Raw genomic sequence first — 14,669 nt, 5'->3', positions numbered from 1 at the left:
TCCGGCCTCTTTTTTTGGCGGTCGCTCCAGCAGCTCCGGCATATGGCCGAGCGCGGCAACCTGCCTGCTACTTGACGATGACGATGCTGGTGTTGGCCGGCCCGAAGGTCTCGACAAGCTGGTAGAAATCGGCGGCATTGTCCGGATGCAGCCGCACGCAGCCATGCGAGGCCGGCTGGCCGAGGCGCTTGATGGCATAGGTGGCATGAACCGCGTAGCCACCGCTGAAAAAGACCGAATGCGGCATCGGCGCGTTGTCGTACTTTTTCGAATACCACATCTCGTGCATGCGCGTCGGCTTGAACGAGCCGGTCGGCGTCACATGCGCCCTGTCGCCGGTGGAAACCTTCCAGGCGAAGGTCGGCCGGCCGTCGACCGAGACTTCCATGACCTGCTGCGACAGCGAAACGCGTGCCACGACGGTGTTGGCGGCATGGGCGGCGTTTGCGCCGAACAGAAGCACGCTGCCCATGAACGCGGCGGCGGTGATGTTGATGAGCTTTGCGGAAATGGCGGTGTGCATGACGTCTCCTCTCTCTGCCGAACAGGCCGGCTCCAATTCGATGGGTGGCTTATCCCTCCCGCATGTTTCGGTGATATTTCGCGAAATACGCGTTTGTGTTTCGAATTTGTTTCCCCTGGTTAACAGAGCAATCGGTATCGTCGGCAACTGTCCCATCCGAAACACGTGGTCAGGATGACGTACATAGGTATTCATACCGAAACGAAAGTTCGACTTGCCGCTATATGAAAGGATGGAGGCGAATTTCGAAACCAAACTGCAACAAAGCGCGGCTTTTGGCGGCATGATCCGGATACGGACGGGAGGCAAAAGTTGACGCAACGAAAGCAGACGGCAACGACCATGGGAACGAAAACGAACACGCGGTCCTGGCTCTTCAGGATCAGCATCGCGGCGGCGGCCATCGGCGGCGTCGGCAGCATTGCCGGCCGCCCGGCGGCGAAGCTGGCAGCGATGAGTTCGAGCGAGATTTCGACCCTGCACGTCGCTCTGTTTTGCGCCACGGTCTGGATTGTTTCCAGCCTGCGCATCGCCCGGTTGAAGGCCCTCTGGCGGGTTGGCCTTCGGCTGCTGGTTTTGCGCGGCCCCTCCGGCAACTTGCTGCCGAGAGGACCGAAGGCCCGCGCCGCGACGGGGGGCTCCGTGGGCGGCGCGGGCACTTCGGGAGTTTCCTGAAGCGACCCGCGACACCGGCATTTTTTGGGGAATTCCGACGATGAAAACGAAATTCGCAGCTTCCGTGCTTTCCGCGCTGCTCTATGCGCAGGGTCTGCTCGGCTTTGCCGCACTCGCCAGCGTGCTCCTCAAGGAACGCGCTCACGCAAGCGAGTTCGTCGCCGGCGGCGACATGGCCTCGGGTCCGTCATTGCTGGTGGTGCGCTGAACCTCGCGCGCATCGGCGCGGAAATGGAAGGGCCGATGCTGATCCGGGGAACAAGCGGGAAAAGGCAGCCGTCAGTCGGCGAACTGCCGCGGCGGATCGAACCTGTAGCCGGCGCCGCGTATGGTGGTGATGGTCTCGGTATCGAGCTTGCGGCGCAGTCGCACGATGCGCGAGTCGATCGAGCGATCGAAGGCGTCGGCATTCTCGGCCGGCGCCGCCGCGATAATGTCGTCACGCGTCAGCACCTTGCGCGGGCTCGCCAGGAACAGCCTGAGCAGCGCCACCTGGCCGGGCGAGAGCTGCTCCTGCGTACCGGAGCGATGCATGACGATCGCCGATCTCAGATCGACGGTCGCGTTCTCCAGCACGATCAGTTCCTGGGTGCCCCTGCCACGCCGCGAAAGCAGGCCGCCGACACGCGCGGCGAGTTCCCTGACATTGAGCGGACTTTCGACGACGTCGGCGGCGCCAAGCTCGAGCGCCAGCACCTTGTCGAGGAGATCGGCCGGCCGGCATATCAGGATGAAATCCGGTCCATGTTCGCCGCCCCCGCCTTGGCCGCCATAACGCCTGAGCAGATCCCGCCCTTCCGCCTGGCTGAGGCTGTCCCCGACGACGACGACATCGATGCCTCTGCCCTCCAGCAGCGATTCCGCCTCCCAGGGCTGCCGCGCCTGACGCACGTCATGGCCGCGCCGCTCAAGATGGTCGGCAAGCTCGGTCGCCACGACCTCGGCGACGGAAACAAGCGCGATGACGGCTCGTGCGGCCATGTTTTCCAACCGTTCCCTGGCAACCGGATATGAGTGCTGGACATCATGTTTATACCCAATCTACTTTCCACTGAAAGTGGGAGCGAGAGCATCGTGCGGGCAAGAATTGTCATCGTCGAGGACGAGCCCGACCTGAGGGACGCGGTCGCCGAATATCTCGGCGCCGCGGGCTATGATGTGGCGACCGCGGAAACCGCGGCCGCCGCGCGCAGCCTGATCGAGACGCAGCCCTTCCATCTGGCCATCCTCGACATCGCCATGCCTGGCGAGGATGGCCTGTCGCTCGGCCGCTGGCTGCGCTCGAAAATGCCGATCGGCATCATCTATGCGACCGCCGCCGGCACCGCGCTCGACCGCATCGTCGGGCTGGAACTCGGCGCCGACGACTATATCGTCAAGCCGTATGAACTGCGCGAGGTGCTGGCCAGGGTGCGCAGCGTGCTGCGCCGTGTCCCGCAGCCGATAGTGCCGCAGGACAGGAAAGCCAGGACCGACCGCCGCTCCGTCGCCTTCGGCCCCTTCCAGGCCGATCTCGACGGCAGGCTGGTCACCGGCGCCAACGGCACTGTGATCGACATGGCCAAGAGCGAATTCGACGTGCTGGAGGTTTTCCTGACCCGCGCCAACCGGCTCTTGACCCGGGCTGCGATCTCCGAGGCGATCGGCTTCACCGAGGATCCGGAATCATCGCGCGCCGTCGACATCCGCATCATGCGTCTGCGCAAGAAGATCGAGACGGACCCGGCCAATCCGAAATTCCTGCGCACGGTACGCGGCGAAGGCTATATCTTCTCGCTGCCGACCGGCGACGGCAACTGAGCGTCAGACCCACGGGGGTTCCGCTCCACGGCCGTTGCCAGCCGATCGATGGCGTGACTCTGGAATAGCGGTTGACAATGACGGGCGACACGGCAAGCACGGATATGCAGGGTTTCAGGCAAGGCGCGGCGATGGCGGCCGTGCGTGTCGTGCGCCGGCTGCGCGAGGCAGGCGACTGGCAGCGCGAAATGGACGGCGTATTGGAAACGCTGTGCCACGCCATGGAATGCCAGCGCGGCATCCTGTTCCGCTTGCGCGAACTGCCCGGCCAGGGTTTCGCTCAGTCGGTCGCCGCCTATTGGATCGACCCCGATTTTGGCGGCGAACTGGCCTCACCGACCGTCATCATGCAGTCGATCGTCAATTCGGATCCGCTGCTGGAGCGGCTGGCCGAGGATGAGCGGCAAGGCAAGATATTCGCCGGGCATACGCGTGATCTCTCGGGGTTCCTGAGGGCCGATTTCGAAAAGCAGAACATCAAGTCGTTCCTGTCGGTGTCGGTCTTCGCGCACGGCCATCTCTGGGGCACGCTCGCCGTCAATGATTGCGTCGAGGAGCGTGAATGGACCGATGAGGAAGAGGCGACGCTGCACATCATCGCGCTCGCCATCGGCGACGCCATCGAACACTCCCCTTCCGACGCCCATGCCAGCGAGGTGATCCGCCGCACCATGCTGCAGGCCTCGCTCGACGCCATCATCGTCATCGACGAGGCCGGATCGATCATCGAATTCAATCCGGCCGCGGAAAAGATGTTCGGCTTCCAGCGCAGCGAAATCCTCGGCAAGGACCTGCTCGATACCGTCGTTCCGGAATATTACCGCAAGGGCTATTCCTCGGGCGCCGACTACATGTCCGGCCGCGGCGCGCCCATGGTCGGCCAGCGGCTCGAGACGGTGACGCAGAATGCCGCCGGCGAGGTCTTTCCGATCGAGCTGACGGCGACCGAGATGCGGGTCGCCGACCGCCGGCTGATCTTCGGCTCCATCCGCGACCTGCGCGAGAGGCTGCGCGCCGAGGAGGAGATCAACCGGCAGCGCGAGAAGCTGCACCAGAACGAGAAGATGGCGGCGATGGGCTCGCTGCTCGCGGGCGTCTCACACGAACTCAACAACCCGCTGGCCGTGGTGGTCGCGCAATCGACGCTGCTGCATGAATTCGCAAGCGATCCGCAGACCAAGGTGCGCGCCGAAAAAGTGCGCGCCGCCGCCGAGCGCTGCGGGCGCATCGTCAAGAGCTTCCTGTCGATGGTCCGCCTCCATCCGGCGGCGCAGGCCGAGACCGATCTCAACCAGGTGATCCGCGCCGCTCTCGAAGTGACCGCCTATGGCGCGCGCTCGAGCGGCATCATCATCGATACCGATTTCGCACCGGGTCCCTTGCTGGCCATGGCCGACGCCGACCACGTGACGCAGGTGGCGGCCAATTTCCTCATCAACAGCCAGCACGCCCTGGCTGGCGTCGCCGGCGATCGGCTGATCAAGGTGCGGAGCTTCCGTGGCGACCGGGGCAATCCCGGCTTCTCGGTCGAGGACAACGGCCCCGGCATTCCCGAAGCCATCCGCTCCCGCATCTTCGAATCCTATTTCACCACCAAGCCGGTCGGTGTCGGCACCGGCATCGGCCTGTCGATTTCGAAATCCATCATCGAGCGGCACAATGGCAATGTCTGGTTCGAGGAAGTGCAGCCGAGAGGCGCGCGTTTCGTCGTCCAGTTGCCCGCTATCTCGGCAGGCATGATCGCAGCTGGCGAAAGCCAGCCGCGATCGAGCGGCCTGCGCCATGCCCTGATCATCGATGACGAGCCTGACGTCGCCGGGTCCTTGTCCGACATTCTCGAATTGATGGGCATCAAGTCGCGGATCGCGCCGGTCTGGGAATCGAGCGCCGCCACCTTGAGCGGCCACATGCCGCCTGACATCGTCTTTTCGGATCTGCGCATGCCCGGCACATCAGGCATTTCGATCTACCGCGAACTGCTCGCCGAGCGCCCCGACCTGGCGCGGCGCTTCGTGCTGGTCACCGGCGACCTCATCGGCGCGAAGGCGGAAATCGAGGCGTTGCCGGCGCAGCAGCGGCCCCAGATCCTCGAAAAACCGTTCAGCACGCTGGATGTACGCAGCGTGCTTTCGACCATTGCCGAGCAGGCCGCGTTGAAAGCATAAAAAGAGGCCCCCGGCCGACGTGCGGCGGGAGCCGAGGAGAGCGCTGGAGGTGCGCTCGGGGAGGTCAGGGTATGATCCCCAAACGGGAACCTGTTTTCGGAATCATGCCCAGGCAGAAACCCGGAGACAAAAATCAGAAGATGTTCGGCGTGCTGGTCACCGGCACGGCGTTGGCGATCATGCGGATCGCGCGGACCTTGTGCGTTCCGGACTGCTGGGCGATGGCGCGCAGGCAATCCACGCTCTCGGCGCCCCAGGCTTGCCCCTTGCAGGCGAAATCGATCGCTGGCATCGGCAGGCGGGCGGTCGTGGTTGTGGTCGGCGCACCTTCGATGACGTTGGCAGGCGGATTCAACGAAGCGAAGGCCGGACCGACCGTCGGCGTGAACGCCATGCCGGCGAAGGCGCAAGCAGCCAGCGCCATGAACATTGCCATCGGGTGGTCGCTGGCACGCTGGCGAAGGGCCAGCTTCGGGCGGCGGTCAGCGCGCTCTGGAGCCTGAAAGCGGTTGCCGCTGGTGATCTGGACTTTCGCATGCATCATCTTCCCCTTCGTTGATTTTCTTTTTGCGATAAAACGAATTTAATCGCGCTCTGTAACGGCGCAAAGGTGACGAGAGCGCGGCAATGTAACCGGATTGAAACATCCATGCGGGCAGAAACGGTCAAAATCGGTCATTGGCTATTTTGACCTGAGTGGCGGGTTGCCCTCCGTGCGCCGCCGGGGCTTTCTTGCCAGCGCAATACCTTGTCGAGGGGCGCGATTTGCAGCGTGAACCGGCGACAGGGCGGAGGTTGTGGAAGTCCGGCTAACACCCGGATTTTCCGGGGTTTTCGGGGCCCGCGGCGGAGCCGGATGCCGTTGGAACCTGGGCTTACATTTCCGATACGGAATCTGCGTATTTCCACAAGCCATTGCATTTCAATGCAAAATATGATTATATTGAATGCATATTCAATAAAAAGAAGAGACGGTTCATGAACCCGCACCTCCGTGACGTGGCAATCCCGAACGATTGGGACCGGCGGGGATTACCGGGCTGGAGTTACCATTCCGCCGCCCTTCTAGAACTGGAGAAGGAGTATGTTTTCCGCAATCATTGGCAGATCGCCGGACATGTCTGCGACATACCGAATGCCGGTGATTATCTCACCATGGATGTCATTGGCGAGCGCGCTCTGATCGTACGCGGCAAGGACGGCGTCGTGCGCGGCTTCAACAACATGTGCCGCCACCGCGGCAGCCGCGTCGTGGCCGACAGCCAGGGCAATTGCAAGAACGCGCTGGTCTGCCCGTTCCATGGCTGGGTCTACAACCTCGACGGTACGTTGCGCGGCGCCGCCCGGCCGCGCTCCTTCCCCGATCTCGACAAGACCGAGTTCGGCCTGATGCCGCTCGATCTCGAAGTCTGGATGGGCTTCATCTTCATCCGCTTCCGCAATGGCGGGCCACAGCCCTCGGTCGCCGAGCTGTTGAAGCCGATCGAACCCGAATTCGCACACTACAAGGCCGCCGACATGGTGCCCTCCTGGGGCATCTGGACCCAGAAGACACCGGTCAACTGGAAGTCGGTGCGCGACGTCGACAATGAAGGCTATCACGTCGCCATGGCGCATCCGGCCCTGCAGGATCTCTATGGCGCCACCTATTTCGACGAGCCCTTCATCAACGGCGTCTCGCGCTCCTTCGCCACCTACAACCCGCATGCCGGCCGCCGCTGGAGCGTCAGGAACTACGTCAAGATCGCGCCGGAGCCGACGCATCTGCCGGACCATCTCAGGAAGGCCTGGGTCTATTATGGCATCTTCCCCAACGCCGTTCTGTCGGTGATGCCGGAATCGGTGCAGTTCTACCAGGAGTTCCCGCTGTCGACGGGTGAGACCCTGCTGCGTGGCGCCATCTATCGCTACCGCGATGAAAGTCGCGAGCAGGCCGCTGCCCGCTACCTCTCCTTCCGTATCGATCGTGACACCATGTCGGAAGATGTGCAGCTCTCGGTCTGGTCGAACGAATCCATGCTGTCCGAGGCCTTCGAGGGGTTTTACCTCTCCGACCTCGAATATGGCGTACGCACGCACCACGACCACCTGCGCAAGCAGATTCCGGTGCTGGGCCTGGAGACCGCGCCAGAGGAAAAGGACATGTGGAATCTGAACGACGCGCTGCGGTCGCGAGGGTAGAAGCTGCCAATCATCCCCGCCACACGCCTTCTTTCCTGAGATCATCCATCGTGCGTGAAATGCCTTCGCGCAAGATGCCAACCATGTCGTCGATCTGCTCGCGCGTGATGATCAGTGGCGGCGACATCACGCACATGTTGATCAGTGGCCGCACCAGCAGGCCAAGTTCGTGGCAGTGGGCGTCGATGCGCTTGCCGACATCCTTGTCGAGTTGCAGTGGATCCTTGCTTTCGCGGTCGGCGACGCATTCCACGCAGCCCATCAGCCCCACGCCGCGCACCTCGCCGACCAGCGGCAGCTCTTCCAACGTCTTCAACCGCGCCTGGAAATAGGGCGCGACCGCCTGCGTGTGGGCAAGCACGCTTTCCTCCAGCAGGTCGAGATTCTTCAAGGCCACCGCGCAGCCGACGGGATGGCTGGTGTAGGTCAGGCCATGGCCGAACAGCGCATCGGGATGGTTGGACCGGCGCAGGTTTTCCAGCAGCCGCTCCGAGATGATGACGCCGCCGAGCGGGAAATAGCCTGAGGTGACGCCCTTGGCGAAGGTGATCATGTCCGGATCGATGCCGAACACATCGCCCGAGGCAAAGACATGGCCAAGCCGGCCGAAGCCCGTCACCACCTCGTCGGAGACGTAGAGGATGTCGTTGCCACGGCAGATCTCGCGGATACGCTTGAGATAGCCATCGGGCGGCACGACGACGCCGCCGGAAGCCTGCACCGGTTCGCCGACGAAGGCGCCTATTCTGTCGGCGCCGACGCGCGCCACCGTGTCGCGGAACTGGTCGACGAGGAAATCGGTGAAGGCGGCAAGGCTCATCCCTTGCGGGCGCCTGAACGGATCGGGCGAGGACAGCTTGACCACCAATTCGTCGGCGCCGTCCATCCAGTCGCGATCGCGCGGACGGCCATTGAGCGAGGCCGACAGATAGGTCGAGCCATGATAGGCGCCGCCTCGGCTCAGGATGAGCTTCTTTTCCGGCCGGCCACGCACATTGTTGTAGAACTGCATGAAGCGCAGCGCCGTCTCGACGGCCGAGGAACCGCCCGTGGTGTAGAAGACATGGCTGAGTTCGCCTGGGGCATGGCCGGCGATGCGTTTGGCAAGCTCCGCCGATGGCGCGTTCATCGTGTACCAAGGCGTGTTGTAGGACAGCGCCATCGCCTGATCGTACATCACCCTGGCGAGTTCCTCTCGACGATGGCCGACATTGACGCACCACATGCCGGCAGGCCCATCGATCAGCCGCTTGCCGGTGCTGTCGGTGATGTAGATGCCATCGCCCTCACCGATCAGCGCGCGCGCCTCCGAACCGACGGAACCGGCATAAGGCCAGGGCTGGATGAGATGACGCCTGGCCAGTTCGGCCGCATCGTCGTTGCCAGGGCCAGCCGTTTCGCGTGCCTTCAGATCTCTCAGAGCCGCCATCATCGCCTCCACATCATCCCTCGAATTTCCCGGGCATCAATCCGGTCCGCCATGGCCGAAATCGTCGCCCTGCTCACCCGATTTTGAATGTCCGTTCAATCAACATTGCAGAATTAGCGCTTGATTTCAATCCGCGGATGCGCGCATGATGAAAGAAAGCCGGCAAGGGGAACAATAGCCGGCGCCAGCCCAATGGGATGCCGTATGGCGGGACAGTCCAGGCCAGCAACCGAGATCGCACCCGGAGCCCTGCCCCCCGGTGCCCTGCAATGACTGTGGCTGCGGAAGGGTCGCCCCGTTGCGCATGACGCGGGCCAGACGAAATGCCCTTCTGCGATCCGAGCCCGTACAGGGCTTTGCCCTGATCAGCCCGACCTTCCTCTACGCGCTGATCCTGTTGGTCCTGCCGATCATGGTGGTCATCGCCCATTCATTCTGGACGCAGCATTACCTGACGATCGACCGCACCTTCACGCTGGAGAACTACCGCGTCGCGCTGACCGAGCCGATCTACCGCGATCTGTTGTGGCGCTCGCTCTACATCTCACTGACGGTCAGCCTGTTCACCGTCGTCCTCGCCTATCCGATCGCCTACTTCATTTCCTTCCATGGCGGCCGTCACAAGAGCCTGTGGCTGTTCCTCATCACCATACCGTTCTGGACCAGCTATCTCTTGCGCGTGATGTCGTGGAAGGTCATCCTGGGCTATAACGGCGTCTTGAATTCCGGCCTGATGGGCCTCGGCATCATCGACGAACCGTCGACAGCCCTGCTCTACAATTCGAGCGCCGTCATCATCACCCTCACCCATGCCTGGGCGGCCTTCGCCATTCTGCCGATCTTCGTTTCGCTGGAGAAGGTCGACCGCACGCTGGTCGAAGCGGCCACCGATCTTGGCGATGGTCCCTTGCGCTCGTTCCTGCGCGTGACCTTGCCGCTGTCGGCGCCAGGCATCATTTCCGCGGCGCTGATCGTCATGATCCCGACGGTCGGCGACTATGTCACGCCAAAGCTCGTCGGCGGCAAGGACGGCGTCATGATCGCCAACGCTATCCAGGCGCAGTTCGGCAAGGCCGCCAACTGGCCGCTCGGCGCCGCACTTTCCGTCACCACCATGCTGATCGTCTCCCTGATGGCGGGCGCCACGGTGCTGATCATCCGCACCTTGCAGAGGATGGCGCGATGAGGGCGCGCTTCCTGCCGGGCGGCTGGCTGTCGGCCTATGCGTTCCTCTACATCGTCTTCCTCTATCTGCCTGTCATCTTCCTGCCGATCTTCTCGATCAACACGGCGGCGACGCCGAAATTCCCGCTGACCGGCTTCACCCTGCAATGGTACGAAGACCTGCCGCGCACACCGGCGCTGCTCGACGCCGCCTGGAACAGCCTGATCGTCGGCGTCTCGGCGGCCATCCTCTCCACCGTACTCGGCATCCTCGCCGCCCGATCGATCACCCGCTACCGCTATCCCGGCCGCCGCGCCATCAACGGGCTGATCATGGCGCCGCTTGTGCTGCCCGAAGTCATCGTTGCCATCTCCATGCTGCTGGTGATGCTGCAGCTTGGTTTGAGCTTGTCACTGTTCACCGTCGTGCTTGGCCACGTCCTGGTCTGCATTCCCTATTCGATGACGGTGCTGACCTCCGGCTTCGAAGGTTTCGACCGCAGCCTCGAGGAAGCCTCCGCCGATCTCGGCGAAAGCGCCTTCGGCACCTTCCGGCGCGTGACGTTGCCCATGGTGGCGCCGGCGATCATTTCCAGCCTGCTGGTCTGCTTCACCATCTCGCTGGACGAGTTCATCATCGCCTTCTTCCTGACAGGCACCGAGGCGACACTGCCGATCTACATCTGGGGCCAGTTGCGTTTCGCGTCGAAGCTGCCCGGCGTGCTGGCGCTGGGCACGCTGCTTTTGGTCGCCTCCTTCCTGCTGATGACGATCGCCGAAATCCTGCGTCGCCGCGCGGCCAGACGTACCCAGAACGAGGGAGGCCTCTATGCCTGAGCAGCCGCGGATCGAGCGCCCTCACGCGGACAGGATCCAATCCGAAAGGCCGATGATCGAGATCCGCAACGTCACTCGCAGCTACGGAGCGTTCAAGGCGCTGGACGACGCCTCCCTGACCATCAGGGAAGGCGAGTTCTTCTCGCTGCTCGGACCCTCCGGTTGCGGCAAGACCACGCTTTTGCGCATGATCGCCGGCTTCGACAATCCGACCAGCGGTTCGATCGCGGTCGGCGGCCAGCCCATGGAAGGCATCCCGGCCAACCGCCGGCCGACCAACATGGTGTTCCAGAGCTACGCGATCTTCCCGCACCTCAATGTCGAGCAGAACGTCGCCTACGGGCTGAAGCGGTTGAAGCTGCAGGGCGGCGAGGAGAAGCGCCGGGTTGAGGAAGCATTGGCGCAGGTCTCGCTCACCGGCCTCGGCAAGCGGCTTGCCACCGAGCTTTCCGGCGGCCAGCGCCAGCGCGTCGCGCTTGCCCGTGCCCTGGTGATGCGGCCAAAAGTTCTGCTGCTCGACGAGCCGCTGTCGGCGCTTGACAAGAAGCTGCGCGAGCAGATGCAAGTCGAGTTGCGCCGGCTGCAGCAGGCGGTCGGCATCACTTTCGTGCTCGTCACCCACGACCAGTATGAGGCGCTCGCCATGTCCGACCGCATCGCCGTGATGTTCGGCGGCAAGATCGCGCAGGTCGCCTCGCCAAAGGAAATCTACCAGCGTCCGGTCAACCGCCAGGTCGCCGACTTTCTTGGCGGCATGAATTTCGTCAAGGCCGAGATCGTCGAGGAGAATGGCGCCTCGCTGATCGTCGACACGCTCGGATTCGGCCGCATCAAGACCGACAAGCCCAAGGCCTTCGTTCGCAATGGCGGCGCCGCCACGCTCGGCATCCGACCGGAACGGCTGCGCGTGCTATGGGACAACGCGACAGCCAAATTCGAGGTCGCCGGCAAGGTGGTCGAGCGCCACTATTTCGGCGAGATCACCCATCTGATCGTCGAAATCCCGGGCCTGGAAAAGCCGTTGTCGGTGACAGAGACCAACGATTTCGGCGCCGACGATATCCCGGTCGGCACCCCGATCCGCCTCGCCTATGATCCCGAAGCCCTGGTCGCGATGGCCGACTGAACATCGGCGATGATCCTGCGCGCCGCAATGCGCCCGGCCACAATCGCGCCTTCGACATAGCCCGGGAATGACGGCGACAATTCCGACGAAGCGAAATGCAGCGGCGGCGCACCGGCAAGAATGGTGCGTTCGGCATCCCTCGCCGTCACGTCGATGATCAGGTCGCTATAGGCACCGCCGCTCCAGCCATCGTGCGTCCAGTCGCGGCGGCTGAAATCGAGACTGTCCGCGGCCTCCGGACCGAGCGCCTCCACAAGCCTCATCGTCACCTGCGCCCGCAGGTCCGCCTCGCCGAGTTTGTGCCAGCGCAGCGCCAGCGGCCCGCCGGCGAAGACGACAAGCGCCGCATGATCGGGATCCTTGCTGGCGTCGCAGGCAAACAGCCCCGGCAGATCCCGCCACATCACCATCCCGCTCAAATCCCGCTCGCGCCAGAATGGCCTGGGATAGCGCACTAGGATCTTGATCACGGCGCCGCTTTCCCAGGCGCCGAGCGCCCTGTCCAAGGCTGCTGGCAGGACGGGCGTGAAATCGAGCTTCGCGGCTGTCGCCGGCGGCACGGCCACCAGAACGGCGCGCGCTTCGATCACGCCATTGCTCGAGACAACACGAACCCCTGGCGGACCATATTCGATGCGGGTGACCGGTTCACCGAGCCTCACCCGGCCGCCGAAATCCCTAGCCAGATCGTCGGCCACCGACTGCATGGTCTCGCGCAGGGAATATTGCAGCTCCGGCACCTCATTGGTGATGCGCCGGTCATTGTCGATCAGGTACCAGAGCGGCACCTTCTCCAGGGCCAGGCACCACAGGCCTTCGATCATCGACCGGAAGGCCGCCTTGGCGTCAGCCGTGTCGTTCTGGCCTTCGAGCCAGTCGGCAACGGTCAGGCCCTCGATCGCGGGATCGTTGGGCTCGATCCTGTTCATGCGTTCGCGGATCGCCATCGAGGCATGATAGGTGCGCTCGGCTCTCGGGGCCGACATCGCCGGATGGGTGATGAAATCGCCCTCGACGTAGGTCTCGACGAAGGTCTTGGCGCGGACCCGGGCCAGTTCCATCAGCTGCGGCATGTCCTCGCACAGGAACTGGCCGCCGCTGTCGATGCGCTCGCCAAGTCCGTTTCGCACCGCCTCGACGCGGCCGCCGACACGATCGCGGGCTTCCACCAGCACGAAATCGACGCCGGCGCGCTTCAATTCGATCGCGGCCGAGAGGCCGGTGAAGCCAGCCCCGACGATGACGACGCCGGTCCTTTCGGTCTTGTCGCTCAATAGCCGGCCTTGATCTTCTCGAACTCGGCGACCATGCGCCGCTTCAACTCCGGCGCGACGGGCTGCTGGAACAAGGTCTTGTCGAGGAACTTGTCGAGATTGTCGAAGCCGCGGTCGGCCAGCACCTTGTGGTCGATCGCAGCCATCCCGGCGCCATTGCCGTGGCCGTAGCCGAAGGTCTTGACCATATAGTCCGACACGCCGGGCGCATTGACGGCGCTGAGGAAATCATAGGCCTCGTCGAGCTTGCCTGGCGCATCCTTCATCAGCACGTAGCCGCACACCCAGGTCGAAATCCCTTCGTTGGTCTCGCGGTTCATGGCGATCGGCAGCCCCTGTCCCTTCAGCGTCACGAAGGTCTCGTTCCAGCCCCAGACGAGGTCGACCTCGTTGCCGATAAAGGCCTGGTTGAGGTCGGTGTCGTCGGTCCAGTAGAAACGGATGTTCTTGTGCACGTCACGCAGGAAAGCGGACGCCTGCTTGAACTGGTCGTCGGTCATCTTGGTCCAGTCCTTGAGACCGATGACTAGGCTCGCCAGCGCATAGGCGTCATCGACATTGTCGCCGATGGTGACGCGGCCCTTGAACCGCGGATCGGCGAAAATCTTGAGCGACTGTGCCTGTTGGGCCGTCACCTTGTCGGTGCGGTAGAGCAGCGAGGTGTTGCCCCAGTCGAATGGCATGAACCAAGCCTTGCCGTCGGCGGTGACGGCGAGATCCTTCATCGCCATGATACCTGGATTGAGATCCTTCCAGCCAGCGATCCGGGACGTGTCGAGCGGCTGCAGCAGGCCGGCCTCGCGCCACTTCACCACGCTTTGCGAGCAGGGATGCGCGACATCGGCCTTGAAGCCTGCGCGCATCTTCTCGAAGGCCTCGTCCTCGTCGCCGAAGAAAGCAAAGGTCGGCTCGGCGCCGTATTTGGTCGTGTACGCCGGATGCAGCAGCGGATCCTCATAGCCCGACCAGTCGAATACGACGAGGTTACCGCCGCCTTCGGCGAGCGCGTAAACCGCGCCGGCGCCAACCATGCAGGCGGCGGCGACAACAAGACGGCGAAGCGCGGAATTCATGGTGCGAAAACTCCCCCATCGCGAAAGATGCCGAGAGCGAGGTTAGGAGAATTCCCAAGCTTTGGCGAGGCCGCGAATTCGATGGAGCAACCACTTCGGACCAACTTGCGGCCGGGACCGGCAATCATTGAAGTCAGCGCTGCCCCTCATCGCCCTGCCGGACACTTCTCCCCGTATAGCGACGGGGAGAAGAAGGCTGCCCGCAGTGCCGGCACTCTTCCTGCAACGTCGGCGATTGGCGAAACCGGCGACGACAGCGCCCCTCTCCCCGTCACTATACGGGGAGAGGATGCCGGTGTCCGAACCGGATAGATAGGTAACAGAATGGACCGATAGCATGGGTGACAGTTTTCTTGTCCGCCGGGAGGACCGGCGATGGTTTGGCGAGAAACTGGGATCATGGACGAGCGGCTACGGTTTGT

14 protein-coding genes are annotated in these 14,669 nt (G+C 63.3%); 8 read left to right on the top strand and 6 right to left on the bottom strand.

The genetic code is table 11. From position 1 onward, the window contains the following. Positions 1-67 precede the first annotated feature (67 nt). Positions 68-523, bottom strand: a complete 456-nt coding sequence (locus EN808_RS33835) for a L,D-transpeptidase (protein WP_127275743.1) — start codon at positions 521-523, stop codon at positions 68-70. Between the two features lie 342 nt (positions 524-865). On the opposite strand from EN808_RS33835, the gene EN808_RS33830 reads away from it, so the two are divergent. Together EN808_RS33830 and EN808_RS33825 are read left to right on the top strand one after the other, a co-directional pair. Then, entirely contained in the window at positions 866-1,198 is a 333-nt protein-coding gene (locus tag EN808_RS33830; protein ID WP_127275744.1) for a hypothetical protein, read from the top strand. A gap of 40 nt (positions 1,199-1,238) precedes the next feature. Continuing rightward, entirely contained in the window at positions 1,239-1,406 is a 168-nt protein-coding gene (locus tag EN808_RS33825; protein ID WP_127275745.1) for a hypothetical protein, read from the top strand. Positions 1,407-1,477: 71 nt separating this feature from the next. Here EN808_RS33825 and EN808_RS33820 read toward each other — a convergent pair whose 3' ends face one another. Then, entirely contained in the window at positions 1,478-2,179 is a 702-nt protein-coding gene (locus EN808_RS33820) for a response regulator transcription factor (RefSeq protein WP_127275746.1), read from the bottom strand. A 45-nt stretch (positions 2,180-2,224) separates the two neighbouring features. Here EN808_RS33820 and EN808_RS33815 point away from each other — a divergent pair, with 45 nt between their 5' ends. After that, on the top strand, positions 2,225-2,998 hold the full coding sequence (locus EN808_RS33815) for a response regulator transcription factor (RefSeq protein ID WP_189524232.1): 774 nt from the start codon (positions 2,225-2,227) through the stop codon (positions 2,996-2,998). Positions 2,999-3,075: 77 nt separating this feature from the next. Further along, positions 3,076-5,163 carry a PAS domain S-box protein gene (locus EN808_RS33810; RefSeq protein WP_167531408.1) on the top strand — a complete coding sequence of 696 codons (2,088 nt, stop codon included), beginning with the start codon at positions 3,076-3,078 and terminating at the stop codon, positions 5,161-5,163. A 133-nt stretch (positions 5,164-5,296) separates the two neighbouring features. Here EN808_RS33810 and EN808_RS33805 read toward each other — a convergent pair whose 3' ends face one another. Beyond that, positions 5,297-5,704 carry a hypothetical protein gene (locus tag EN808_RS33805; RefSeq protein ID WP_127872167.1) on the bottom strand — a complete coding sequence of 136 codons (408 nt, stop codon included), beginning with the start codon at positions 5,702-5,704 and terminating at the stop codon, positions 5,297-5,299. 437 nt (positions 5,705-6,141) lie between these two features. On the opposite strand from EN808_RS33805, the gene EN808_RS33800 reads away from it, so the two are divergent. After that, a complete protein-coding gene (locus EN808_RS33800; RefSeq protein WP_135918130.1) occupies positions 6,142-7,344 on the top strand; it encodes an aromatic ring-hydroxylating dioxygenase subunit alpha in 1,203 nt (400 codons plus the stop codon). Positions 7,345-7,354: 10 nt separating this feature from the next. Here EN808_RS33800 and EN808_RS33795 read toward each other — a convergent pair whose 3' ends face one another. Next, a complete protein-coding gene (locus EN808_RS33795; protein ID WP_127275749.1) occupies positions 7,355-8,773 on the bottom strand; it encodes an aminotransferase in 1,419 nt (472 codons plus the stop codon). Between the two features lie 304 nt (positions 8,774-9,077). Here EN808_RS33795 and EN808_RS33790 point away from each other — a divergent pair, with 304 nt between their 5' ends. Genes EN808_RS33790 through EN808_RS33780 form a run of 3 tightly spaced genes read left to right on the top strand, consistent with a single transcriptional unit; the run spans position 9,078 to position 11,900 of the window. Further along, the gene (locus EN808_RS33790) at positions 9,078-9,959 is read left to right on the top strand and encodes an ABC transporter permease (RefSeq protein WP_135918129.1); all 882 of its coding nucleotides are present in this window, start codon (positions 9,078-9,080) and stop codon (positions 9,957-9,959) included. Continuing rightward, entirely contained in the window at positions 9,956-10,774 is an 819-nt protein-coding gene (locus EN808_RS33785; RefSeq protein WP_135918128.1) for an ABC transporter permease, read from the top strand. Before EN808_RS33790 ends, EN808_RS33785 begins: the two co-directional genes overlap by 4 nt. A gap of 52 nt (positions 10,775-10,826) precedes the next feature. Beyond that, entirely contained in the window at positions 10,827-11,900 is a 1,074-nt protein-coding gene (locus EN808_RS33780) for an ABC transporter ATP-binding protein (protein WP_135918127.1), read from the top strand. On the opposite strand, the gene EN808_RS33775 is transcribed toward EN808_RS33780, so the two are convergent. Both EN808_RS33775 and EN808_RS33770 read right to left on the bottom strand, forming a co-directional pair. Continuing rightward, positions 11,864-13,174, bottom strand: a complete 1,311-nt coding sequence (locus EN808_RS33775) for a flavin monoamine oxidase family protein (RefSeq protein WP_135918126.1) — start codon at positions 13,172-13,174, stop codon at positions 11,864-11,866. The genes EN808_RS33780 and EN808_RS33775 overlap by 37 nt on opposite strands. Further along, positions 13,171-14,247: an extracellular solute-binding protein gene (locus tag EN808_RS33770; RefSeq protein WP_135918125.1), complete on the bottom strand. Its 1,077-nt coding sequence runs from the start codon at positions 14,245-14,247 to the stop codon at positions 13,171-13,173. Before EN808_RS33770 ends, EN808_RS33775 begins: the two co-directional genes overlap by 4 nt. Positions 14,248-14,669: the final 422 nt, after the last annotated feature.

It is taken from the genome of Mesorhizobium sp. M8A.F.Ca.ET.165.01.1.1, from assembly GCF_004792065.1.
In the GTDB taxonomy this organism is placed as follows: Bacteria; Pseudomonadota; Alphaproteobacteria; order Rhizobiales; family Rhizobiaceae; genus Mesorhizobium.
The sequence above is the reverse complement of the archived record's forward strand: the minus strand, read 5'-3'. Positions and strand labels throughout refer to the sequence as shown.